Source organism: Kocuria sp. 2SI, from assembly GCF_005502825.1.
GTDB lineage: Bacteria > Actinomycetota > Actinomycetes > Actinomycetales > Micrococcaceae > Kocuria > Kocuria palustris.
This window is the reverse complement of the sequence record NZ_SCNB01000002.1, coordinates 134,242-155,878: the sequence shown is the minus strand read 5'-3', so window position 1 is coordinate 155,878 and position 21,637 is coordinate 134,242. Positions and strand designations below refer to the sequence as shown.

The following is a 21,637-nucleotide window of genomic DNA, read 5'->3' as shown; positions in this document are numbered from 1 at the left end:
CTCCCGGCGGTTCGAGCGGATCAGCTGTTCGCGACGTCGAACGTGGCGCCCAGGGCCTCGAGCTTCGTGGTGAAGTGCTCGTAGCCGCGCTCGATCAGCTCGACGCCGGTCACGTGGGAGACGCCCTCGGCGGACAGGGCCGCGATCAGGTGCGAGAAGCCGCCGCGCAGGTCCGGGACGTGGATGTCCTGTGCCCGCAGCTCGGTGCGTCCGGAGATGACCGCGGAGTGCACGTAGTTGGACTGGCCGAAGCGGCAGGGCGTGGAGCCCAGGCAGTCGCGGTGCAGCTGGATGTTGGCTCCCATGCGCTGCAGCGCGTGGGTGAAGCCGAAGCGGTTCTCGTAGACGGTCTCGTGCACGATCGACACGCCCTCGGCCTGCGTCAGCGCCACGACGAGCGGCTGCTGCCAGTCAGTCATGAAGCCGGGGTGGACATCCGTCTCCACGACGATCGGCTTGAGCGCCGTTCCCGGATGGGAGAAGCGGATGCCGTCCTCGCGGATGTCGAGATCGCCGCCGACCTTCCGGAAGGTGTTGAGGAACGTCATCATGTCCGCCTGCGTGGCGCCCTCGACGAAGATGTCTCCGCCGGTGGCCAGCGCGGCCGAGCCCCAGGAGGCCGCCTCGATGCGATCGGACATGGCGCTGTGGTTGTAGCCGGACAGCGATTCGACGCCCTCGATGTGGATCACGCGATCGGTCTGCACCGTGATGATGGCGCCCATCTTCTGCAGGATCGCGATCAGGTCCATGATCTCGGGCTCGGTCGCGGCGCCGCGCAGCTCGGTGCGCCCGCGAGCGCGCGTGGCGGAGAGCAGCACCTGCTCGGTGGCCCCCACCGACGGGTACGGCAGCTCGACCTTGGCGCCGTGCAGCCCGTTGGGGGCGGACATGCGGATGCCGGAGTCGAGCTTCTCGACCTTGGCGCCGAAGTGGCGCAGGACATCGAGGTGGTAGTTGATGGGGCGATCGCCGATCTTGCAGCCGCCCAGGTCGGGGATGAAGGCCTCGCCCAGGGTGTGCAGCAGCGGGCCGCACAGCAGGATCGGGATGCGGGAGTCGCCGGCGTGGGCATCGATGTCCGCGTGCTGGGCCCGGACCACGTTCGACGGGTCGAGGTGCAGCTTGCCCTGGCCGTCGTTGTCGACCGCCACTCCGTGCAGGGACAGCAGATCGGTGACGACCTGGACGTCCTTGATGTGCGGGACGTTGCGCAGCGTCGAGGGGGTGGCGCCCAGCAGCGCGGCCACCATGGCCTTGGGTACGAGGTTCTTGGCACCCCGGACCTTGATCGTGCCCTGGAGCGGAACCCCGCCCGTGATGGTCAGTGCGCTGGACATGGTCTCCCGATCTGCCGTGAGCCCACGGCAATTGCTCGATGCGCGCAGCGATCGCGCTGCTTCGAGGGACCATCCTACGAGAGGACGGCCCCGCGTGTTCGCACTGCCCTCATGGGCAGTTCATCCGCCCAGGTCACGATCCGCCTCCTCGAGGGCCTCAGGTCCGAGCGGGGAGGGTCGTGGGCAGCCAGGCCGGGCGCTGGGCCTCGAACTCGCGGATCCGATCCTCGTGCTGCAGGGTCAGTCCGATGTCGTCGAGCCCCTCGGACAGCCGCCACGCGGTGTAGTCGTCGATCTGGAACGGCACGGTGACGCTGCCCACCGAGACGGTGCGCGCGGGGAGATCCACCGTGGTGGGGACCTCCGGCTCGGCCTCGATCTGCTTCCACAGCAGCTCCACGTCCGACTGCTCGACCTGGGCCGCCAGCAGCCCCTGCTTTCCCGAGTTGCCGCGGAAGATATCGGCGAAGCGCGGCGAGATCACGACCTTGAAGCCGTAGTCGCGCAGCGCCCACACGGCGTGCTCGCGCGAGGAGCCGGTGCCGAAGTCCGGACCGGCCACCAGGATGCTCGCGTCGCGGTAGGCGTCCTGGTTGAGCACGAAGTCGTCGTGGGTGCGCCACTGGGCGAACAGGGCGTCCTCGAAGCCCGTCTTGGTGATCCGCTTGAGGTAGACGGCGGGGATGATCTGGTCGGTGTCGACATTCGACTGGCGCAGCGGCGCTGCGATGCCGGTGTGGGTGCTGAACTTCTCCACGGGGTCCTCCTGGAGTGCTGCCGGGCTCGGCCCGGGCGGGTGCTGGACGTGTGCGAGGCGGGCGCTGGGCCCGATCAGACCGAGACGGGCTCGAGGTCGGACGGGGCCGAGAGCGTGCCGCGCACGGCCGTGGCGGCGGCGACGACGGGCGAGACCAGATGCGTGCGACCGCCCTTGCCCTGTCGACCCTCGAAGTTGCGGTTCGAGGTGGAGGCGCAGCGCTGCCCCGGGGCCAGCTGGTCCGGGTTCATTCCCAGGCACATGGAGCAGCCGGCGAAGCGCCAGTCCGCGCCGAAGTCCTTGAAGATCTGATCGAGGCCCTCCTCCTGGGCCTGCAGCCGGACCTTCTGGGAGCCGGGTACGACCATCATCTCGACGTTCGGGGCCTTGGTGCGGCCCCTGACGACCTCGGCCGCCAGGCGCAGGTCCTCGATGCGCGAGTTCGTGCACGAGCCCAGGAAGACCACATCCACGGGAACCTCCTTGAGCGGGGTGCCGGGAGTGAGGTCCATGTAGGTCAGGGCGCGCTGCGCCGCGGCCTTGGCGCTGTCGTCGGTGAAGTCCTCGGGATCCGGGACCTCCCCCGACAGCGAGACGCCCTGGCCCGGGTTGGTCCCCCAGGTCACGAACGGCTCGAGGGTGTCGGCATCGATCACGACCTCGGCGTCGAAGACGGCGTCGTCATCCGTGCGCAGGCTGCGCCAGTGCTCGACCGCCTGGTCCCACAGCTCGCCCTCGGGGGCGTGCGGGCGGCCCTTGACGTAGTCGAACGTGGTCTCGTCCGGGGCGATCATCCCGGCGCGCGCGCCCGCCTCGATCGACATGTTGCAGATCGTCATGCGGGCCTCCATCGACAGTTCCTCGATGGCGGTGCCGCGGTACTCCAGGACATAGCCCTGGCCGCCGCCGGTGCCGATCTCGGCGATGACCGCCAGGATGATGTCCTTGGAGGAGACCCCCGGGCGCAGGTGGCCGTCGATCCGGATGGACATCGTCTTGAACGGTGCCAGCGGCAGGGTCTGCGTGGCCATGACGTGCTCGACCTCGGAGGTGCCGATGCCCATGGCCAGCGAGCCGAAGGCCCCGTGGGTGGAGGTGTGGGAGTCGCCGCACACGACGGTCATGCCCGGCATGGTCAGCCCCAGCTGGGGGCCCACCACATGGACGATGCCCTGCTCGTCATCGCCCAGAGGGTGCAGCCGGACGCCGAACTCCTCGGTGTTCGAGCGCAGGGCCTCGATCTGCTTGCGGGAGGTCTGATCGGCGATCGTCGAGAAGATGTCCTCGGTGGGCGTGTTGTGGTCCTCGGTGCCGATGGTGAGGTCCACGCGCCGCAGCGGCCGATCCGCCAGACGCAGGCCCTCGAAGGCCTGGGGCGAGGTGACCTCGTGGATCAGGTGGAGGTCGATGTAGAGCAGGTCCGGCTGCCCGCCCTCGCCGCGGCGCACGAGGTGCTGCTGCCAGACCTTCTCGGCCAGGGTGAGAGGCGCTGACTGGGTCTCAGTCGACATGGTGGTCCTTCCGCTGAAGAGCTCCGCGCCCGCCCGATCGGGGCGAGGCGGAAGAGGGCGGCCATGCGGCCGCCGGAGTCATGCATTCAGGATCGGCCCGCCGCGCGGATTCCGCCACATTACGGGAGGACATCTCGCATCCTGAGACGTAGTATCGCAACATGGACACTCCGCGGGCCTCCGACCCCCTCCGCAGCACCTCCGCCGAGGCGGAGACCTCCTTCTCCCCCAGCGGAGTCGGGGTGATCGACAAGGCCTCCGGGATCCTCGATGCCCTCGAGGCCGGCCCCGCCTCACTGGCCCAGCTGGTCTCGGCCACCGGCTACTCGCGGCCCACCGTCCACCGGCTGGCCTCCGCCCTGGCGCATCACCGGCTGCTCGGCAAGGACGTCCAGGGCAGGTTCGTGCTGGGCCCGCGCCTGGTCGAGCTCTCCTCGGCCGCCGGCGAGGACCGCCTGATCGCCGCGGCAGGCCCCACGCTGGTGCAGCTGCGCGATGCCACCGGCGAGTCCGCGCAGATCTTCAGGCGCCAGGGAGAATGGCGCGTCTGCGTGGCCTCCTCGGAGCGCCCGATCGGCCTGCGCGACACCATCCCGGTCGGCACCCAGCTGTCCATGAAGGCGGGCTCGGCTGCCCAGGTGCTCACCGCCTGGGAGGATCACAGCCGCCTGCTCGAGGGCCTGCAGGGCGCCCGCTTCACGGCCACCATGCTCTCCGGGGTCCGACGCCGAGGCTGGTCCCAGTCCATCGGCGAGCGCGAGGCGGGCATCGCCTCGGTCTCCGCTCCGGTGCGCGGACCGTCCGGGCGCGTCATCGCCGCCGCGTCGATCTCGGGACCGATCGAGCGCCTGACCCGCCAGCCCGGGCGGCTGCACGCCGAGACGGTCGTGGCGGCGGCGCGTCAGCTCACCCAGGCCATCCGCCCGGGACTCTGAGCCGACGGTCCGCGGGCTGCCGGCGCTGGGCCCTCAGCCCCTGGTGCGCACCAGCGCCTCGGTGAGGCGCTCCTGCCGGGACAGCTCCGCCTCGACCGGATCGATCACATGGGTCTGGGCCGCGTCGGCGATCTGCTCGCGCAGCCTGCGCCGTACGCGCGCCCGTCGTCGGGAGGCCGACAGCCGCGCCAGGGCGGCCGAGAGCACCCCGAAGACCAGCCCGGCCACCAGGCCGGTGACCACCAGCAGCGTGGGCACCGGGATGCCGGTGTCCCGGACCTCGGGTGCGCTCGGCACCGGGATCTGCAGGTAGTCCAGGGCGAACAGCCCGGTGAGCCAGAGCAGACCCGCCACGGCCATGAGCAGCAGCAGCCACTGCACGATGCCCATGGGAACCCACCACCAGGACCGCGCGCCGCGGCGCAGGTCCGTGCGGGCGAGAGCCTGGTCCAGGGCGTCGGGCAGCTGCTCGTCGTGCGATCGGGCCGCCTCGCGGATCGAGCGCTCCCAGGCCGGTGACGCGCCATGGGTGGCCTCCTGCGCGAAGCGGCGCACCGCGGTGTCTCCTGCGGCGCGCTGGGCGGCGCCCATGGGAGGCAGAGAGCTGCGGTGCAGCGACGGTTCGGCCCCCTCTGCGGAACCCTGCTCAGCCCCCTGCAGGTGCAGGCGCTTGAGCGGATCCTTGCGGAAGGCTCCGAGCCACCGCACCGGCATCCATCCGGTGTGCCGTGAGGCGTGCAGGACATAGCTGCGGGAGGCCGCAGCGGCGATCCCGTCGGCCTGCGCCGCGGTCGCCAGGCCGTCCACGAGGGACTCGCGGGCGAACGGAGTGACGCCGTCGGGCCGGCCCGCGCCGTGGGAGGCCTCGAGCGCCTCGGCGGCGGAGTCGACATCCCCGGACAGGCGCTCCGAGGAGGCGGCCTTGGCCTCGACGACCTCGGCGATCGCCTCCCGCAGCTGCCCGATGCCCGTGCCACGGGCCGCCGAGGCTGCGATCGGCGCGGCGCGGCCGTCCGTGCGCAGCCCGTCCTGGGCCAGGACCTCGCGCAGCGACTCCAGCACGCGCGGCACCTCTCCGGTCGGGAGGCGGTCGGCCTGGTTGAGCACCACCAGGGTGGACGAGGCGTGGCGCGACAGCGGAGCGATGAAGTGGTCGTGCAGCACCGCATCCGCGTACTTCTGGGGGTCCACGACCCACACGACGACGTCGACCATTCCCGCAAGACGCGAGGCGATCTGCCGGTGCTCGCGGGCCACGGAGTCCACGTCCGGCAGATCGAGCAGGATCAGCCCCTCGGGCACGGGCGTCCACAGCCCCGCCGGTCCCTGGGACCACGGCTCGGCCGCCAGCTCCTCGAGGACGCGCCGGTCGCGGACCTCCAGCCAGTCCAGCAGCGGATCGGCTCCCGGCAGCCCGCCCAGCACGGCCATCGGCTCCGAGGTCGTGGGCCTCTGAACCGCGGCTCGAGCCACCTGACGGCCCAGCAGGGTGTTCAGCAGAGACGACTTCCCCGAGCCCGTGGCTCCGAAGAAGCCCACCACGGTGTGCTCGGCAGACAGAGCGCGCCGTCCTGCCGCCCGAGCCAGGGCGTCCTCGCCGAGCTGCAGCGCCTCCTCGTCCAGGCGCCCGCGGCCCAGGTCGACCGCCTCGCGCAGGGCGCTCAGGCGCTGATCCAGATCGGCGTGCGGATCGCGGCGGGTGCGCCGCCCCGGGAGCCTCACAGCGCCTCCCCCGCCGCGCGGACGGCAGCAGCCGCCTCCTTCAGCCGCGCGGGCTCCGGATCGGCGACCGCCTCCAGGCGCTGCCTCCACGGCTGCTCGAGCTGCTCCACGAACTCCTCCATCCTGCGCTCCAGGTCCTCACGTGCCTGCTGGGCCATCCGGCGCACGGCGTCCTCGCCGAACACCGCCTCCAGCAGCTTGGTGCCCACCACTCCGGAGGCTCCGGCGATGCCGACCTCCGCTCCCGTCAGCCCCGCCGACATGGAGAACACGACCACCATCAGCCCGACCGTGACGATGTTCAGCCCGATCGACATCAGCCGAGCCTGTGTGCGCTTGCCCGCGCCCTCGCTCCGGATCATCGTCATGATCTCGCCCTGCCAGGCCCGGATCACCTCGGCGGAGCGCTCGGGGACGTCGTCGGGCAGTCGCCCCAGGTCATCTCCGCCGAGCAGCCCGCGCCCGGCGGCGTCCGCGCGCCACCGGCGCTGGGACTGCTCGCCGGCCTTGGCCAGCTCCTCGATGATCACGGCCTGCAGCCCGGTCTCCAGGGCCTGCTCGACCTGGACCTCCGGCGCAGGCCTGCCGCGCAGTGCCGCTCCGGCTCGATCGCGCCAGCGCCCGATCCTGGCCTCCAGCGAGCGGAAGAACTCGCCGGTGCCCACGTAGTCCTGCCAGCGCGAGAGCACCTCATCGCGCAGCAGGGAGCCGTCGCGCGTGGCGTCGTCGATCGCCTCCAGGGCCCGGCGGTAGGCCTCCTCGACGTCCGAGCGAAGCTGGTCGGCGACCTCCTTCTGCGCGGCCACCGCGTCGGCGACGTCGTCGGTGCGCTCAGCCAGCTGCTCGAGCGCACCTCCGAGCGTCCGACGGGCGACCTCGGAGCGGGCCTGGGCGTCGGCGGCCAGGTCGCTGAGCCACATGCGCAGCGGATCCACGGCCGCCACCGGCAGCATCTGGGCGGCGTTGAGCGGGGACTCGGGGATCACGAAGATCGGCGCCTCCCCCAGGCCCTTCTCCGTGAGCATGCGCCGCAGGTCCGGCTCGATCTCCTCGGCGGCCCCTGCCGGCACGCGGTCCAGGATCACGGCGACGGTGATCTGGCGGCGGCCGGCCTCGATGAGCAGGTCCCAGGCGGCTGCGTCGGCGTAGCGGTTCGCGGTCGTGGTGAACAGCCAGAGGTCGGCGGCTGCCAGCAGCTGCCCGGCCAGCTTCCGGTTCTCTTCAGAGATCGAGTCGATGTCCGGGGCGTCCAGCAGGGCGATGCCGCGATCCGCGCCCTCGTCGGCGAGCAGCACGAGACTCGTCCCCGCTACTGCGGTCTCGGGCGCACCGAGCTCCCCGCCGGAGTCCTCCGTGCGCGCCAGCCTGCCTCGCACGCGAGCCAGGTGCGGCAGCACACGGGTGCCCTCGAAGGCCGCCGCATCGTCGGGGTGGTGGATCAGCATGGGCTGGCGGGTCGTCGGGCGCACCACGCCCGCCCGGGTGACGGGGCGGCCGATCAGGGCATTGACCACGGTCGACTTCCCTGCCCCGGTCGAGCCGCCCACGACCGCCAGCAGCGGGGCGTCGAGGTGGCGCACGCGGGGCAGGACGTAGTCGTCGATCTGGTCGAGGCTGCGTCGGGCGGCGTCGCGTCCGGGCCGCGCGTCCGAAGTGTCCAAGGGCAGGCTGACCTGGGACAGGACCGTGCGCAGCTCGTCGACGGCCTCGGCGGGGGTGCGGCCGTTCGCGGAAGGATCTGGGGCGGTGCTCACGGTGGACCATCATGCCGCACCCTCCCCCGGCAGCGCTTCAGCCCCGCGCCGAAGCCGCCCGGCGCAGGCCGGCAGCCGATTGGTGACACATGCGCACCCCATCAGCGCTGATCGGATGCGCATCTGCCACGCACCCGCAGTGCACGGGTTCAGGAGCCCGCAGCGGCGTCAGCGGTCCGTGGACAGGAAGGCGTGTGCAGGATGGACCCGGAGTCCCGGCGCGCGAGAGCGCGACGCAGACATGGAAGAAGCCCCGGACCAGATGGTCCGGGGCTTCGCCTCGGTGTGACCCCAACCGGATTCGAACCGGTGTTGCCGCCGTGAGAGGGCGGAGTACTAGGCCGCTATACGATGGGGCCGAGGTGCTCGCAGTGCGAGCGGATTCCCGATCCGAGGATCGGGGCGTGCGACCGACGACGTGCGCCGGTGGTCTCGTGAACAGCTGCGCCGTACCCGAAGATGCGACGCAGCTGTCAGCGGAAGTGACCCCAACCGGATTCGAACCGGTGTTGCCGCCGTGAGAGGGCGGAGTACTAGGCCGCTATACGATGGGGCCGCTGGGGTACCAGGACTCGAACCTAGAATGACGGTACCAGAAACCGTAGTGTTGCCGATTACACCATACCCCACTGTCAGCGCAAGTCCTCGACGTGAACCTCTCGGTCCGCCTCGCATTCCTGCGCGCAACAGGCTGAAACTATACCCAAGGCCGACCGCCTCAGCAAATCCATCCGACGGCCGGGCCTCGGGCGATCTCAGCCCAGTCGAGCGGCCAGTGCGTCGATGCGTGCCAGCGCCGCGTCCTTCCCCAGGATCTCCAGCGACTCGAACAGCGGCGGCGAGACCTGGCGCCCGGAGACGGCCACTCGCACCGGGCCGAAGGCCAGCCGCGGCTTGATCTCCAGCCCGTCCACGATCGCCTCGCGCAGGGCAGTCTCGATCGGCTCGGCCGTGAAGTCGTCCAGATCGGCCAGCGCCGTGCGGGCCGCGGCCAGCACCTGCGGCGCCGACTCCTTGAGCTTGGACACGGCGGTCTCGTCATGGACGAGCTCGGCGTCGTCGACGAACAGGAAGCCCAGCAGGGCGACCGACTCGCCCAGCAGGTCCATGCGGGTCTGCACGAGCGGAGCGGCCTCGTCCAGGATCTGCTCCTGGCGCTGCGTCAGGGTCTCGCCGAGCACTCCCCCGGCCTGCAGGTACGGCACCAGGCGGTCGCGGAAGTCCTGCGGCTCCAGCATGCGGATGTGATCCGCATTGATCGCCGTGGCCTTCTTGACGTCGAAGCGCGCGGGATTGGCCAGGACGTCGTGGATGTCGAAGGCCTCGATGAACTGCTGCGTGGTGAACACGTCCTCATCCGCGGACAGCGACCAGCCCAGCAGCCCCAGGTAGTTCAGCAGCCCCTCCGGGATGAAGCCGGCGTCGCGGTGAAGGAAGAGGTTGGACTCCGGATCGCGCTTCGACAGCTTCTTGTTGCCCTCTCCCATCACGTAGGGGAGGTGGCCGAACTCGGGGATCCGCTCGGCGACGCCCACGCGCACCAGGGCGTCGTACAGCGCGATCTGGCGCGGGGTCGACGAGAGCAGATCCTCTCCGCGCAGCACGTGGGTGATGCCCATGAGGGCGTCGTCGACCGGGTTGACCAGGGTGTACAGCGGCTGGGCGTTGGCGCGCACCACCACGAAGTCCGGCACGGAGCCGGCGCCGAAGGTGATCTCGCCGCGGACCAGGTCGGTGAAGGTGATGTCCTCGTCCGGCATGCGCAGGCGCAGCACGGGCTCGCGGCCCTCGGCGCGGAAGGCTGCGATCTGCTCGTCGGTGAGATCGCGGTCGAAGCCGTCGTAGCCGAGCTTGGGGTCGCGCCCGGCCTCCCGGTGGCGGGCCTCGACCTCCTCCGGAGTGGAGAAGGACTCGTAGATCGCCCCGGCGTCCTTCAGCTTGGCGATCACGTCCTGGTACAGCTCGCCGCGCTGGGACTGGCGGTACGGCTCGTGGGGCCCGCCCACGCCGTAGCCCTCGTCCCAGTCGATGCCCAGCCACTGCAGGGCCTCGACGAGCTGGTCCAGGGACTCCTGCGAGTCGCGGCTGGCGTCGGTGTCCTCGATGCGGAAGATCAGCTTGCCGCCGGTGTGCCGGGCCCACGCCCAGTTGAACAGGGCGGTGCGCACCAGGCCCACATGCGGGGTTCCTGTGGGCGACGGGCAGAACCGGACGCGGATGTCCGAGCCGGTCGCGGCTGCGCTGGGGGTGATCTGTGCTTCGCCCTGGAGGGCGTCCGTGGATGCGTCAGTCATGATGACCCCAGTCTAGGCGCCGACCCCGCCTGGCTCAGCCCCGGGTCAGCGGCGCAGCACGGTGGCCAGGGTGCCGATGCCCTCGACCTCGACCTCGATCCGATCCCCCTCATCCACCTGGCCCACGCCCGCCGGGGTTCCGGTGAGGATGACGTCGCCGGGCAGCAGCGTGAACGCCGCGGAGGCGTAGGCGATGATCTCGGCGACCGAGAAGACCATCTGGGCGGTCGAGGAGTCCTGCTTGGTCTGCCCGTCCACGCGCGAGGCGATGCGCAGGTCCGAGGGGTCCAGCTCGGTCTCGATCCACGGGCCCAGCGGGCACGAGCCGTCGAAGCCCTTGGCGCGGGCCCACTGGCCGTCGGTCTCCTGGGCGTCGCGGGCGGTGAGGTCGTTGGCGGCGGTGTAGCCGAAGATGACCTCATCGGCCTTCTCCGCCGGGACGTCCTTGCAGATCCGGCCGATGACCACGGCCAGCTCGGCCTCGTAGGACACGCGCTCGGTCCACGACGGCAGCGTGACGGGGTCGCCGGGGCCCACCACGGAGGTGTTCGGCTTGAAGAACAGCATGGGGCTGGTGGGCAGCTCGTTGCCCATCTCCGCGGCGTGGTCGGCGTAGTTGCGCCCCACGCACACGATCTTGGAGCGCGGGATCACGGGAGCCAGCAGGCGGACGTCCTGCGCCTTCCACGACGCTCCCTCGATCGGCTGGATGCCGTTGTAGAAGGGGTCGCCGGCGATGGGGACCACGACCTGGTCCTCCCCCTCGCCCTGGACGACGCCGTAGTGGATCTCGTTCTCGACGGTGAATCGGCTGATGCGCATGCTCTCAGCCTAAGCCCCGCCCCCGACGTGGCAGCACCCCAGGACCGCCCGCTCTCGCGGGGGCTTCCGGGGCGCTGCGGCCGGCGTCGGCTCAGGCCAGCCGGGACGTCCAGCCGCGGGTGTCCTCCACAGCGCCGGTCTGGATGCCGAGCAGCTGCTCGCGCAGGGCCATGGTGACCTCTCCGGGCCGGGCGTCGTCCGGGCCGATGGCCTCCTGGGGCGAGATCAGCCGACCGACCGGGGAGATGACCGCAGCGGTGCCGCAGGCGAAGACCTCCGTGAGGTGCCCGCTGCGCACGCCCTCGCGCCACTCGTCGAGCGTGAATCGTCGCTGCTCGACCGTCATCCCGCGCGCCTCGGCCAGCTCGATGATCGACGAGCGGGTCACCCCCTCCAGGATGGTCCCGGTCAGCTCGGGGGTCACCAGGCGGTCGTCGTCGAAGACGAAGAACACGTTCATGCCGCCGAGCTCCTCGACCGCGTGGTCGCGGTTCGGATCGGTGAACAGCACCTGGGCGCAGCCGTGGGCCTCGCCCTCCATCTGGGCGATCAGCGAGGCTGCGTAGTTGCCGCCGCACTTGGCCGCGCCGGTCCCGCCCACGCCCGCGCGGGCGTAGTCCTGGGACAGCCAGATGTCGACGGTGTCGACCGTGCCGAAGTAGGAGCCCGCCGGAGAGGCGATCACGCAGAACAGGTAGCGGCGCGCGGGCCGGACCCCCAGGTAGGACTCCGTGGCGATCATGAACGGGCGCAGGTACAGCGATTGCCCGTCCCCCGAGGGCACCCAGTCCTGATCGGCGCTCACGAGCTCGCGCAGGGAGGCCAGGAACAGCTCCTCCGGCAGCTCGGGCATGACCAGCCGCTGGGCGGAGCGGCGCAGCCGGCTCGCGTTGGACTCGGGGCGGAACGTCCACACAGAGCCGTCGTCGTGCCGGTAGGCCTTCAGCCCCTCGAAGATCTCCTGCCCGTAGTGCAGCACGGCCGCCGCCGGGTCGAGCTGGAGCGGCCCGTAGGGCTGCAGGTGCGGGGTGCCCCACGAGCCCTCGCCCGACTCGACGTCGCCGGTCCACTCGATCGTGACCATGTGATCGGTGAAGTGCTGCCCGAAGCCGGGCGCGGCCAGGATCTCCTCGCGCTGCTGCGCGGTGGCCGGATTCGGGTTCGGGGTGCGCTGGAAGTCGATGCTCATGTCGGTTCCGTCGATTCTGCCGCGGCTGCGCGCGCGGCCTGCGCCCGGCTCGGGAGCCGGAGAGCCTGTGTGCTGGTGGTGCGGGAGCCCTGGCCTGATCAGGCCAGGGCGGCGACGACCGCGTCGCCGATCTGCTCGGTGCTGCGGCGCTGCGAGCCGGAGGCCTCCAAGTCGCGTCGCACGGCGTCGCGGATCTGCTGGGCCTGCTGGGGGTGTCCCAGGTGATCCAGCATCATGGCCCCCGCCAGGATCGAGGCGGTGGGGTCGGCGATGCCCTGTCCGGCGATATCCGGGGCCGAGCCGTGGACGGGCTCGAACATGGACGGCGCGGTGCGAGCGGCATTGATGTTGCCGCAGGGAGCCAGGCCGATGCCGCCGGAGACGGCGCCGGCGAGGTCGGTGATGATGTCGCCGAAGAGGTTGTCCGTGACGATGACGTCGAATCGGGCCGGATCCACGGTCATGTGGATGGTCGCGGCGTCGATGTGCATGTAGTCGACCTCGACCGTCGGGAACTCCTGGGCGATCGCATCCACCGTGCGCTGGTAGAGGCGCCCGGAGTGGACCAGGACGTTGTGCTTGTGCACGAGCGTCAGCTTGTGCCGAGGCCGCTCGGCCGCCAGCTCGAAGGCGTAGCGCACCAGTCGCTGCACGCCGTGGGCGGTGTTGATCGAGACCTCCGTGGCGATCTCCTGATCTGTGCCCTCGCGCAGCGCACCGCCGTTGCCGGTGTACGGGCCCTCGGTGCCCTCCCGGACCACGACGAAGTCGATGTTCCCGGGGTCGCTCAGCGGAGAGACCGCGCCGGGGAACAGCTCCGACGGGCGCAGGTTGATGTAGTGGTCCAGGCTGAAGCGCATCTTCAGCAGCATCTCGCGCTCGATGATCCCCGACGGGATCCGCTTGTCGCCAGGAGCCGCGCCCACAGCGCCGAAGAGGATGGCGTCATAGCCGCGCAGCTGCTCGAGCGTCTCATCCGGCAGGGTCTCCCCCGTGGCCAGCCAGTGCTCGGCGCCCAGCGGGAAGCTGGTCTCCTGCAGCTCGATCCCTGCCGGGGCGCACACCGCCGCCAGCACCTTCTGCGTCTGGGCGACGACCTCCGGGCCGATCCCGTCCCCGGGGATCACGGCGATGCGGTGGGAGGCGGACGAGGCGGTGGCGGTGTTCTGCGCGGTCATGCCCCTCACGATACGACGGCGCGGGCCCGCCGTCCCCGGCCCGCGATGTCATCTCATGATGTGAGACGAACGTCCACGTTGCGGGCAGGCAGGGCGCTCAATCCTTCGAGGGCTCCTCGTAGCGCGGGAAGACCGGCGTGGGCTTGGGCAGCGGTGTGCCGGGCACGAGCTCGCGCGACAGCGCGGTGAACTCGCGGTCCTGCGCTTCCTGCCCGAGCGCGTCGAGCAGGCGTGCGGCCGATCCGGGCATGACGGGCTGGACCAGCACCGCGACCGTGCGCACGACCTCGAGCGTGGACCACAGCACCGTGGCCATGCGCTCGGGATTGGTCTTGCGCAGCACCCACGGCTCCTGCGAGCTGAAGTAGCGGTTGCACTGCGCGACGACCTTCCAGATCTGCTCCAGACCGCGATGGAACTGGAGCGCGTCGAAGGCCTCGCGGACCTGCGGCAGCAGGGCGTGGGCGTCGTCGAGGATCTGGCGGTCCTCGGCCGTGAGTTCGCCCGGCTGCGGGGCGCGGCCCTCGAGGTTCTTGGCCACCATGGACAGCGAGCGCTGAGCCAGGTTGCCGAGGTCATTCGACAGGTCCGAATCGATGCGCGAGACGATCGCCTCGTGCGAGTACGAGCCGTCCTGTCCGAAGGGGACCTCGCGCATGAGGAAGAAGCGCAGGGCGTCGAGGCCGTAGGCGCTGACCAGCGACTGCGGGTCGATCACGTTACCCACGGACTTGGACATCTTCTCGCCCTGGTTGAACAGGAAGCCGTGCCCGAAGACCTTCCGCGGGACCGGCAGTCCGGCCGACATCAGGAAGGCCGGCCAGTAGACCGAGTGGAAGCGGATGATGTCCTTGCCGATGATGTGCACGTCCGCCGGCCAGAACTTCTGGAAGAGCTCGCCGTCGACATCCGGGTAGCCCACACCCGTCAGGTAGTTGGTCAGGGCGTCCACCCACACGTACATGACGTGATCCGGGTCCCCGGGCACGGGGACGCCCCAGTCGAAGGTGGTCCGCGAGATCGACAGGTCGCGCAGTCCGCCGCGCACGAATTCGGCGACCTCGTTGCTGCGCGACTGCGGGCCCACCAGCCCGTCCTCGTAGAGGGCCAGCAGACGGTCCTGATAGGCGGAGAGCCGGAAGAAGTAGGAGGACTCCTCGGTCCAGGTCAGCTCCGTGCCAGTGCCCTTGGACAGGCGCACGCCGTCGACGACCTCGGTCTCGTCCTCGGCGTAGTAGGCCTCGTCGCGCACCGAGTACCACCCCGAGTACGAGTCCAGGTAGATGTCCCCGTTGGCCTCCATGCGCCGCCAGATCTCCTGCGAGGCCTCGTAGTGATCCGCATCCGTGGTGCGGATGAAGCGGTCGTAGGAGACCTGGAGCATGTCGTCCATGGACCGGAACGCGGCCGCGTTGCGATCGGCGAGCTGCTTGGGCGCGATGCCCTCGCGGTCGGCGGTCTGCTGCATCTTCTGGCCGTGCTCGTCGGTGCCGGTCAGGAAGCGGACGTCATAGCCGTCCAGGCGCTTGAACCGGGCCAGGACATCCGCGGCGATGGCCTCGTAGGCGTGCCCGATGTGCGGCGCCCCGTTGGGGTACGAGATGGCGGTCGTGAGGTAGAACGCCGGTCGCGCGCTGGTCACGGTCTCGGGCTCGGGGGTCTCGGCGCTCACGTCGGCAGTCTGCTCAGAAGTCACGCGAACCATCGTAGCGGCGACGACCGCGCCCGCCCCACCGCCGGCGCCGTGCCCGCCCCGACACGGAGCGGCCACGATCCCGTCAAGTATTCACTTAAGCAATTTCATGTGAGACGCTGATCCTGCCCGCGACCGTCGGGCGTCTCCCAGCACGAAAGGCACGCGATGCGCAGCGAACTGTTCGCCCCGGATCACATGGAGCGCGAGACGCAGGACCAGTGGGCCCTGCAGTCCTCCAAGATGCTCCGGGTCAACATGTCCCAGGACATCATCGCCACCAAGGGCGCCATGGTGGCCTATCAGGGGCAGATGACCTTCACCCACGAGGGCTCCGGCTCCCTGGGCAAGTTCCTCAAGAAGGCCATGACCAGCGAGGGCGGGGCCATGATGCGCGTCTCCGGCCAGGGCGAGGTCTTCTTCGCGCGCCAGGCGCGCAACATCTTCCTGATCCAGCTCGAGGGCGAGGCCATCACGGTCGACTCCGACTCCCTGCTGGCCTTCGACGGCTCCCTGAACTGGGACATCAAGCGCATCCAGGGCGCGGGCTTCATGGCCGGCGGCCTGTTCAACCTCGAGCTGTCCGGTCACGGCTTCATCGCCGTGTGCTGCGACGGCGAGCCCATGGTCCTGGATGCCTCGACGCAGCCCACCTTCGTGGATCCCCAGGCCGCGGTGTGCTGGTCCACCAACCTGGCGCCGTCCATCAAGAACGACTTCAACTTCTCGGGCATGTTCCGCGGCGGCTCCGGGGAGGCCTTCCAGCTGGCCTTCCACGGCCCCGGCTTCGTCGTCGTCCAGCCCTCCGAGGGCGTTCCGGTGATCACCACCGGCAGCTGATCGGCTGCGCACAGCGCGACGGCGGCCTCCCCTCCTGATGGAAGGGGAGGCCGCCGTCGTGATGAGGTGCTGCGCGGATCAGCGAGCGGCGGAGCCCTCGTTGTAGTCGGCGTCCGAGTCCGACCAGACGAACAGCTTGCGCAGCTCGCGGCCGACGGACTCGATCTTGTGGCCCTGGCCCTTCTCGCGCAGCTGCTGGAACTCCTGGGCGCCGTTGTCCTGGTCCTCGATGAACCGGCGGGCGAAGGTGCCGTCCTGGATGTCGGCGAGCACGGCCTTCATGTTCTCCTTGACCGACGGATCGATCACGCGCGGCCCGGAGACGTAGTCGCCGTACTCGGCGGTGTCCGAGATCGACCAGCGCTGCTTGGAGATGCCGCCCTCGACCATGAGGTCGACGATCAGCTTGAGCTCGTGCAGGACCTCGAAGTACGCGATCTCCGGCTGGTAGCCGGCCTCGGTCAGCGTCTCGAAGCCGTACTGGACCAGCTGGGACATGCCTCCGCACAGCACGGCCTGCTCGCCGAACAGATCCGACTCGGTCTCCTCGGTGAAGGTCGTCTTGATCACGCCGGCGCGAGCGCCGCCGATGGCCTTCGCGTAGGACAGGGCGAGCTCCAGCGCCTTGCCGGAGGCGTCGACCTCCACGGCGACCAGGTCCGGCACGCCGCGCCCGGCCTCGAACTCGCGGCGCACGGTGTGGCCCGGGCCCTTGGGCGCGACCATGGCGACGTCGACGCCCTGCGGGGCCTCGATGTAGCCGAAGCGGATGTTGAAGCCATGCGCGAAGAAGATCGCGTCGCCGTCGGCGAGGTTCGGCTGGATCGACTCGGCGTACACGGTGCGCTGGACCTGATCCGGGGTCAGGATCATGATGACGTCGGCCTCGGCGGCGGCCTCGGCCACCGTCAGGACGCGCAGGCCCTCGGCCTCGGCCTTGGCGCGCGAGCGGGAGCCCTCGGCCAGGCCGATGCGGACGTCGACGCCCGAGTCGCGCAGGTTCAGCGCGTGGGCGTGGCCCTGGGAGCCGTAGCCGATGACCGCGACCTTGCGGCCCTGGATGATCGAGAGGTCGGCGTCATCCTCGTAGAAGATCTCTGCTGCCATGTTCGTGTGCATCTCCTTGGGTGGGTGACCCGCAGCGGGTGCGGGCGTTTCGGTGCCGGCGCTGCGCCTGCGACGATGCCCCGTTCCGTGCTCGACGGCCCGGGGCGGGGCCGCATCAGTGGCGCAGCGCGCGGTCGGTGATGGACTTCGATCCGCGACCGAGCGCCAGCGTACCGGCACGGGCGATCTCGCGGATTCCGAAGGGCTGGAGGACCTCGAGCAGCGCTTCGAGCTTGTTCGAGGAGCCGGTGGCCTCGATGACGACCGAGTCCGGGGAGACGTCGATGATCGAGGCGCGGAAGAGGTCGGCGGCCTGGGTGACCTGCAGCCGCGTTGCCGCATCCGCCCGGACCTTGATCATGACGTGCTCCCGGGAGACCGAGGCCTCCGGGGCGAGCTCCACGATCTTGATCACGTTCACCAGCTTGTTCAGCTGCTTGGTGACCTGCTCGAGGGAGTGCGGGTCCGCGTTCACGACGACCGTGATGCGGGAGAGCCCCTCCTGGTCCGTGCCGCCCACGGCGAGCTGGTCGATGTTGAACGCGCGCCGGGCGAACAGTGCGGCCACACGGGTCAGGACGCCCGGCTTGTCCTCCACGAGGACCGAGAGGGTGTGTCGGGACTGCTCAGGCATCGTCCTGGTTCCAATCTGGCGTCATGTTCTGGGCGATCTGGATCAGGTCGTTCGCCACGCCGGAGGGCACCATGGGCCACACCATGGCGTCGGCGGAGACCACGAAGTCGATGACGACCGGGCGGTCGTTCACCTCCATGGCCGCGCGGATGGTCTCCTCGACGTCCTCCTCCCGCTCGCAGCGGAAGACGGCGCAGCCGTAGGCCTCGCCGAGCTTGAGGAAGTCGGGGACCCGCCGGGAGTCATGGCCCGTGTTCAGGTGGGTGTTCGAGTAGCGGCCGTCGTAGAACAGGGTCTGCCACTGCCGCACCATGCCCAGCGAGCTGTTGTTGATGACCGCGACCTTGATGTTGATCCCGTTGAGCGTGCACGTGGCCAGCTCCTGGTTGGTCATCTGGAAGCAGCCGTCGCCGTCGATGGCCCACACCGTGCGCTCGGGCTCGGCGACCTTGGCGCCCATGGCCGCGGGCACGGCGAAGCCCATGGTGCCCAGTCCGGCGGAGTTCAGCCACTGGCGCGGCCGCTCGTGGCGGATGAACTGCGAGGACCACATCTGGTGCTGGCCCACGCCCGCGGCGTAGACCGACTCCGGTCCGCTGAGCTCCGAGATCTTCTGGATCACGAGCTGCGGGCTGAGATGGCCGTCCTCGGTCGGGGTCCAGCCGAGCGGGTAGGTCTCGCGCACGCCGTCGAGGACCTTCCACCAGTCGGCGAGGTCCGGCAGCTGCTGCGTGCCGGAGCGCAGCGCCTCGGAGAGATCCGGGATCACCGTGGCCAGATCGCCCACGATCGGGACGTCGGCGACGCGGTTCTTGGAGATCTCCGCGGGGTCGACGTCCGCATGGATGACCTTGGCGTTCGGGGCGAAGGAGGCGAGGACACCGGTCACGCGGTCGTCGAACCGAGCGCCCAGGGCGATCAGCAGGTCCGCCTGCTGCATGGCGTAGACGGCCGGCACCGTGCCATGCATGCCCGGCATGCCCAGGTTCTGGGGGTGGGAGTCCGGGAAGACGCCGCGGGCGGTGAGGGTCGTGACGACCGGGGCGCCCGTGAGCTCGGCCAGCTCGGCCAGCTGCTCGGAGGCCTCCGCCTTGATCGTGCCGCCGCCGGCGTAGATCACCGGACGACGGGCCTCGCGGATCAGGCGCGCGGCCTCGCGGATCTGCTTGGCGTGGCCCCGGGCGATCGGGCGGTAGCCGACCAGGTCCAGGGTGGGCGGCCAGGAGAAGGTCGTGGACGCGACCTGGGCATCCTTGGCGATGTCCACCAGCACGGGGCCGGGACGGCCGGTCGAGGCGAGGTGGAAGGCCTCGGCCATGATGCGAGGGATCTCGTCGGCGTCGGTCACGAGGTAGGAGTGCTTGGTGACCGGCATGGTCATGCCCACGATGTCCGCCTCCTGGAAGGCGTCCGAGCCGATCAGGCTCGAGGCGACCTGACCGGTGATCGCGACCATGGGGATCGAGTCCATGTTGGCATCGGCCAGGGCGGTGACCAGGTTGGTGGCACCCGGGCCGGAGGTCGCGATGCACACGCCCACGCGCCCGGAGGCCATGGCGTAGCCCTCGGCTGCGTGCCCGGCGCCCTGCTCGTGGCGGACCAGGATGTGATTGATGCCCTCGGCGTCCATCAGGGGGTCGTAGGTGGGCAGGATGGCCCCGCCCGGCAGGCCGAAGACGTCCGTGACGCCCAGGGCCTGCAGGGACTTGATGACCGCCCCCGACCCGGTGGTCTCCTCCGGGGCGATCGTGGGGTTCGGCCCCATGACCCGCGGCATGACGACGCCCGAGTCGGAGGCCGCCTTCTGGTGCCCCGCACCCGTGCGCCGACTGGCCATCAGCGCGGGGCTGATCTCTGTTCCACTGCTCATGTCATCGTCCTTCGTGCCGAATCCTCGGCGCTGCGGTCCTCGGCCCAGCGGCCGTTGCAGACATTGTCCCCGATCCGAAGGCCTCCCGCGGCCCCCTGGCGCACGACGGCACCGGGAGGTCTCGGGCATCTCGCCATCCTCCGGAAGCGGCCGCTCGCCGGCGCCCCGGGTGCCAAGGCGATCGTGCGGGCGGGCTGAACGAGCGAAGGCCCCGATCCATCCTGGTGCGGACGGGCGACGGGGCCTTCAGCTCGCGGGATGCTCAGCGCGCGTCAGACCGGTCGCCCGACTGGGACGACCAGCCCGGTCAGGATGACCGAGTGACGGCGCGCTGTGATCCACTGCATGTCGGCCATGCTCCGATGCCCCGCAAGGGCGTGTCAATCCTCGGAACGACCGTCCCGCATAGTGAGACAGACCACGTCCGGGAGCACCAAGTGGACAGCGCCGGGAACCTCCGGTACATTCTTTCCTCGTCGTTCGACGGAGCACAGCTTCGCGAAACGGATTCCCCGCACCTCTCCTGGAGGCCCAGCGAGTCCGAGTCCGCCCTGTGGTAACGTCTTGCGGCGCAGATCGAAGGAAGCGGCAGCGTTCCGCTCCCCCAGATCGCATCCCGCGCCTCTAGCTCAATTGGCAGAGCAGCTGACTCTTAATCAGCGGGTTCTCGGTTCGAGTCCGAGGGGGCGCACAGGAAAGGCAAAGGGCCCGTCTGCAGCTGGAGTCGGGCCCTTATGCATGAACACCGTCATGAACGCCGCATGCCGCGCTCGCCGGGGCGCAGAGCCGGCCGGGCGCCGCGGCCTCAGACCGCCTCCGACCCCCCCGCCGCTGGAGCAGACTCGGCAGGGCGCTCACCCTGGTCCTCGGAGACCTCGTACACCGCGCCCTGGGCATCGACATCGAACTTCCAGCGGGAGGCGCCGAGAGTGGAGATGATGTGCGCCAGGCTGCGGCGCAGCTGCTCGTCGCTCAGGGTGCCGTCGTCGATCAGCTCGCCCTCCAGGCGCGAGGCCTCGTTCAGGACGTTCCGACCCGCCTCGGTGATCGAGACCAGGTGGCTGCGCCGATCCTTGAGATTGGGGCTGCGGCTGATGTGCCCGTGGCTCTCCAGCCGGTGCAGGGTCTTGCCCATGGTCTGCGCCTGGACCCGGACCTCCTGGGCGAGCCGGGCCTGGCTCAGCGTGCCGTGCTCGTGGAGCACGTCCAGCGCCATGTACCCGGCGTGGGTCACGCCCAGGGCCGCCAGCCGCTCGTTCCACGAGTGCTCGACGAGCCGGGCCGCCGTGGACAGGAGGCGATTGGTCGACCACTCGGAGTTCTCGGACATGACACGATTGTAACCATGACGAGGGAAGCAATCCTCACTGCCGCATGGGTTCGGCCCCGACTGCCGGATCAGGCCGATCTGCGACCATGTCAGCAGCACCCGACAGCGACGAAGGAGTCCGAACATGTCCCAGCGACTGACCCCCGGAGAGCAGGCCCCTGACTTCACCCTCACCGATGCCGCAGGCGAGGAGGTCACCCTGTCCGGGCTGCGCGGCAGTCGGGTCATCGTCTACTTCTACCCGAAGGCCTCCACCCCCGGCTGCACCACCCAGGCCTGCGACTTCCAGGACCGCCTGGAGCGCTTCCGCGCCGACGGCTTCGAGGTCCTGGGCATCTCCCCCGATGCCCCCGCCGCTCTCGAGCGCTTCGCGCAGAAGGAGTCGCTCGGCTTCCCCCTGCTCTCGGACCCCGATCACGAGGTCGCCGAGCGCTGGGGCGCCTGGGGCGAGAAGAAGAACTACGGCAAGGTGTACGAGGGATTGATCCGCTCCACGATCGTCGTCGACGCCGACGGCGTCGTCGAGCTCGCCCAGTACAACGTGCGCGCCAAGGGCCACGTGGCCAAGCTGCGCCGGGACCTCGGCCTGGAGGACTGAGGCGATGCGGCCGGCGTCGTCGGCTCCGTCGACGGTATGATCGGGCGGCCCCCGCAGTGCGGG

General features: G+C 70.3%; 17 protein-coding genes and 4 tRNA genes. 4 read left to right on the top strand and 17 right to left on the bottom strand.

Annotation, left to right across the window (positions count from 1 at the left end; all coding sequences use genetic code 11):
• Positions 1–20: 20 nt before the first annotated feature.
• The 3 genes from murA to leuC form a co-directional block, all read right to left on the bottom strand.
• Positions 21–1,340 carry a UDP-N-acetylglucosamine 1-carboxyvinyltransferase gene (murA, locus tag FFS25_RS01905; RefSeq protein WP_137801720.1) on the bottom strand — a complete coding sequence of 440 codons (1,320 nt, stop codon included), beginning with the start codon at positions 1,338–1,340 and terminating at the stop codon, positions 21–23.
• Positions 1,341–1,497: 157 nt separating this feature from the next.
• Positions 1,498–2,097: a 3-isopropylmalate dehydratase small subunit gene (gene leuD, locus FFS25_RS01900; RefSeq protein WP_137801719.1), complete on the bottom strand. Its 600-nt coding sequence runs from the start codon at positions 2,095–2,097 to the stop codon at positions 1,498–1,500.
• A 74-nt stretch (positions 2,098–2,171) separates the two neighbouring features.
• Positions 2,172–3,608, bottom strand: a complete 1,437-nt coding sequence (gene leuC, locus FFS25_RS01895; protein WP_137801718.1) for a 3-isopropylmalate dehydratase large subunit — start codon at positions 3,606–3,608, stop codon at positions 2,172–2,174.
• Between the two features lie 161 nt (positions 3,609–3,769).
• Between leuC and FFS25_RS01890 the strand changes: the two genes are divergently transcribed.
• Positions 3,770–4,543 carry an IclR family transcriptional regulator gene (locus FFS25_RS01890; protein WP_231861232.1) on the top strand — a complete coding sequence of 258 codons (774 nt, stop codon included), beginning with the start codon at positions 3,770–3,772 and terminating at the stop codon, positions 4,541–4,543.
• Between the two features lie 33 nt (positions 4,544–4,576).
• On the opposite strand, the gene FFS25_RS01885 is transcribed toward FFS25_RS01890, so the two are convergent.
• The 10 genes from FFS25_RS01885 to metG form a co-directional block, all read right to left on the bottom strand.
• A complete protein-coding gene (locus FFS25_RS01885; RefSeq protein ID WP_137801717.1) occupies positions 4,577–6,265 on the bottom strand; it encodes a GTPase in 1,689 nt (562 codons plus the stop codon).
• Positions 6,262–8,019: a dynamin family protein gene (locus FFS25_RS01880; RefSeq protein WP_137801716.1), complete on the bottom strand. Its 1,758-nt coding sequence runs from the start codon at positions 8,017–8,019 to the stop codon at positions 6,262–6,264. Before FFS25_RS01880 ends, FFS25_RS01885 begins: the two co-directional genes overlap by 4 nt.
• Positions 8,020–8,305: 286 nt before the next feature.
• Positions 8,306–8,378, bottom strand: a tRNA-Glu gene (locus FFS25_RS01875).
• A 124-nt stretch (positions 8,379–8,502) separates the two neighbouring features.
• Positions 8,503–8,575: transfer RNA gene (locus FFS25_RS01870), tRNA-Glu, on the bottom strand.
• Between the two features lies 1 nt (position 8,576).
• Positions 8,577–8,648, bottom strand: a tRNA-Gln gene (locus FFS25_RS01865).
• Positions 8,649–8,774: 126 nt separating this feature from the next.
• A complete protein-coding gene (gltX, locus tag FFS25_RS01860; RefSeq protein ID WP_249933723.1) occupies positions 8,775–10,313 on the bottom strand; it encodes a glutamate--tRNA ligase in 1,539 nt (512 codons plus the stop codon).
• A gap of 45 nt (positions 10,314–10,358) precedes the next feature.
• On the bottom strand, positions 10,359–11,135 hold the full coding sequence (locus tag FFS25_RS01855) for a fumarylacetoacetate hydrolase family protein (protein ID WP_024290749.1): 777 nt from the start codon (positions 11,133–11,135) through the stop codon (positions 10,359–10,361).
• A 91-nt stretch (positions 11,136–11,226) separates the two neighbouring features.
• Positions 11,227–12,324 (bottom strand): branched-chain amino acid aminotransferase, encoded by a 1,098-nt coding sequence (locus FFS25_RS01850; protein WP_058871241.1) that lies wholly within the window; start codon positions 12,322–12,324, stop codon positions 11,227–11,229.
• Positions 12,325–12,422: 98 nt separating this feature from the next.
• Positions 12,423–13,502 carry a 3-isopropylmalate dehydrogenase gene (locus tag FFS25_RS01845; RefSeq protein ID WP_137801715.1) on the bottom strand — a complete coding sequence of 360 codons (1,080 nt, stop codon included), beginning with the start codon at positions 13,500–13,502 and terminating at the stop codon, positions 12,423–12,425.
• A gap of 97 nt (positions 13,503–13,599) precedes the next feature.
• On the bottom strand, positions 13,600–15,207 hold the full coding sequence (gene metG, locus FFS25_RS01840) for a methionine--tRNA ligase (protein WP_249933722.1): 1,608 nt from the start codon (positions 15,205–15,207) through the stop codon (positions 13,600–13,602).
• A 156-nt stretch (positions 15,208–15,363) separates the two neighbouring features.
• Here metG and FFS25_RS01835 point away from each other — a divergent pair, with 156 nt between their 5' ends.
• Complete coding sequence (locus tag FFS25_RS01835) at positions 15,364–16,035, top strand: AIM24 family protein (protein WP_006215175.1); 672 nt, start codon at positions 15,364–15,366, stop codon at positions 16,033–16,035.
• Positions 16,036–16,113: 78 nt separating this feature from the next.
• Here the strand turns inward: FFS25_RS01835 and ilvC are convergent, their stop codons facing one another.
• The 3 genes from ilvC to FFS25_RS01820 form a co-directional block, all read right to left on the bottom strand.
• Entirely contained in the window at positions 16,114–17,154 is a 1,041-nt protein-coding gene (ilvC, locus tag FFS25_RS01830; RefSeq protein WP_488175961.1) for a ketol-acid reductoisomerase, read from the bottom strand.
• Positions 17,155–17,257: 103 nt separating this feature from the next.
• Complete coding sequence (ilvN, locus tag FFS25_RS01825; protein WP_024290754.1) at positions 17,258–17,776, bottom strand: acetolactate synthase small subunit; 519 nt, start codon at positions 17,774–17,776, stop codon at positions 17,258–17,260.
• Positions 17,769–19,646 (bottom strand): acetolactate synthase large subunit, encoded by a 1,878-nt coding sequence (locus FFS25_RS01820; protein WP_137801713.1) that lies wholly within the window; start codon positions 19,644–19,646, stop codon positions 17,769–17,771. Before FFS25_RS01820 ends, ilvN begins: the two co-directional genes overlap by 8 nt.
• 618 nt (positions 19,647–20,264) lie before the next feature.
• Between FFS25_RS01820 and FFS25_RS01815 the strand changes: the two genes are divergently transcribed.
• Positions 20,265–20,337 (top strand) — tRNA-Lys (locus FFS25_RS01815).
• A gap of 114 nt (positions 20,338–20,451) precedes the next feature.
• Here FFS25_RS01815 and FFS25_RS01810 read toward each other — a convergent pair.
• Complete coding sequence (locus FFS25_RS01810; RefSeq protein ID WP_137801712.1) at positions 20,452–20,976, bottom strand: MarR family winged helix-turn-helix transcriptional regulator; 525 nt, start codon at positions 20,974–20,976, stop codon at positions 20,452–20,454.
• Positions 20,977–21,100: 124 nt separating this feature from the next.
• Between FFS25_RS01810 and bcp the strand changes: the two genes are divergently transcribed.
• Positions 21,101–21,574 carry a thioredoxin-dependent thiol peroxidase gene (gene bcp / locus FFS25_RS01805; protein ID WP_006215181.1) on the top strand — a complete coding sequence of 158 codons (474 nt, stop codon included), beginning with the start codon at positions 21,101–21,103 and terminating at the stop codon, positions 21,572–21,574.
• Positions 21,575–21,637 lie beyond the last annotated feature (63 nt).

Coding starts and splice junctions, on each gene's coding strand:
- murA (WP_137801720.1), bottom strand. CDS start 1,340: ATGTCCAGCGCACTGACCATCACGGGCGGGGTTCCGCTCCAGGGCACG.
- leuC (WP_137801718.1), bottom strand. CDS start 3,608: ATGTCGACTGAGACCCAGTCAGCGCCTCTCACCCTGGCCGAGAAGGTC.
- FFS25_RS01890 (WP_231861232.1), top strand. CDS start 3,770: ATGGACACTCCGCGGGCCTCCGACCCCCTCCGCAGCACCTCCGCCGAG.
- gltX (WP_249933723.1), bottom strand. CDS start 10,313: ATGACTGACGCATCCACGGACGCCCTCCAGGGCGAAGCACAGATCACC.
- FFS25_RS01855 (WP_024290749.1), bottom strand. CDS start 11,135: ATGCGCATCAGCCGATTCACCGTCGAGAACGAGATCCACTACGGCGTC.
- FFS25_RS01850 (WP_058871241.1), bottom strand. CDS start 12,324: ATGAGCATCGACTTCCAGCGCACCCCGAACCCGAATCCGGCCACCGCG.
- FFS25_RS01845 (WP_137801715.1), bottom strand. CDS start 13,502: ATGACCGCGCAGAACACCGCCACCGCCTCGTCCGCCTCCCACCGCATC.
- metG (WP_249933722.1), bottom strand. CDS start 15,207: ATGGTTCGCGTGACTTCTGAGCAGACTGCCGACGTGAGCGCCGAGACC.
- FFS25_RS01835 (WP_006215175.1), top strand. CDS start 15,364: ATGCGCAGCGAACTGTTCGCCCCGGATCACATGGAGCGCGAGACGCAG.
- ilvC (WP_488175961.1), bottom strand. CDS start 17,154: ATGCACACGAACATGGCAGCAGAGATCTTCTACGAGGATGACGCCGAC.
- ilvN (WP_024290754.1), bottom strand. CDS start 17,776: ATGCCTGAGCAGTCCCGACACACCCTCTCGGTCCTCGTGGAGGACAAG.
- FFS25_RS01820 (WP_137801713.1), bottom strand. CDS start 19,646: ATGAGCAGTGGAACAGAGATCAGCCCCGCGCTGATGGCCAGTCGGCGC.
- FFS25_RS01810 (WP_137801712.1), bottom strand. CDS start 20,976: ATGTCCGAGAACTCCGAGTGGTCGACCAATCGCCTCCTGTCCACGGCG.
- bcp (WP_006215181.1), top strand. CDS start 21,101: ATGTCCCAGCGACTGACCCCCGGAGAGCAGGCCCCTGACTTCACCCTC.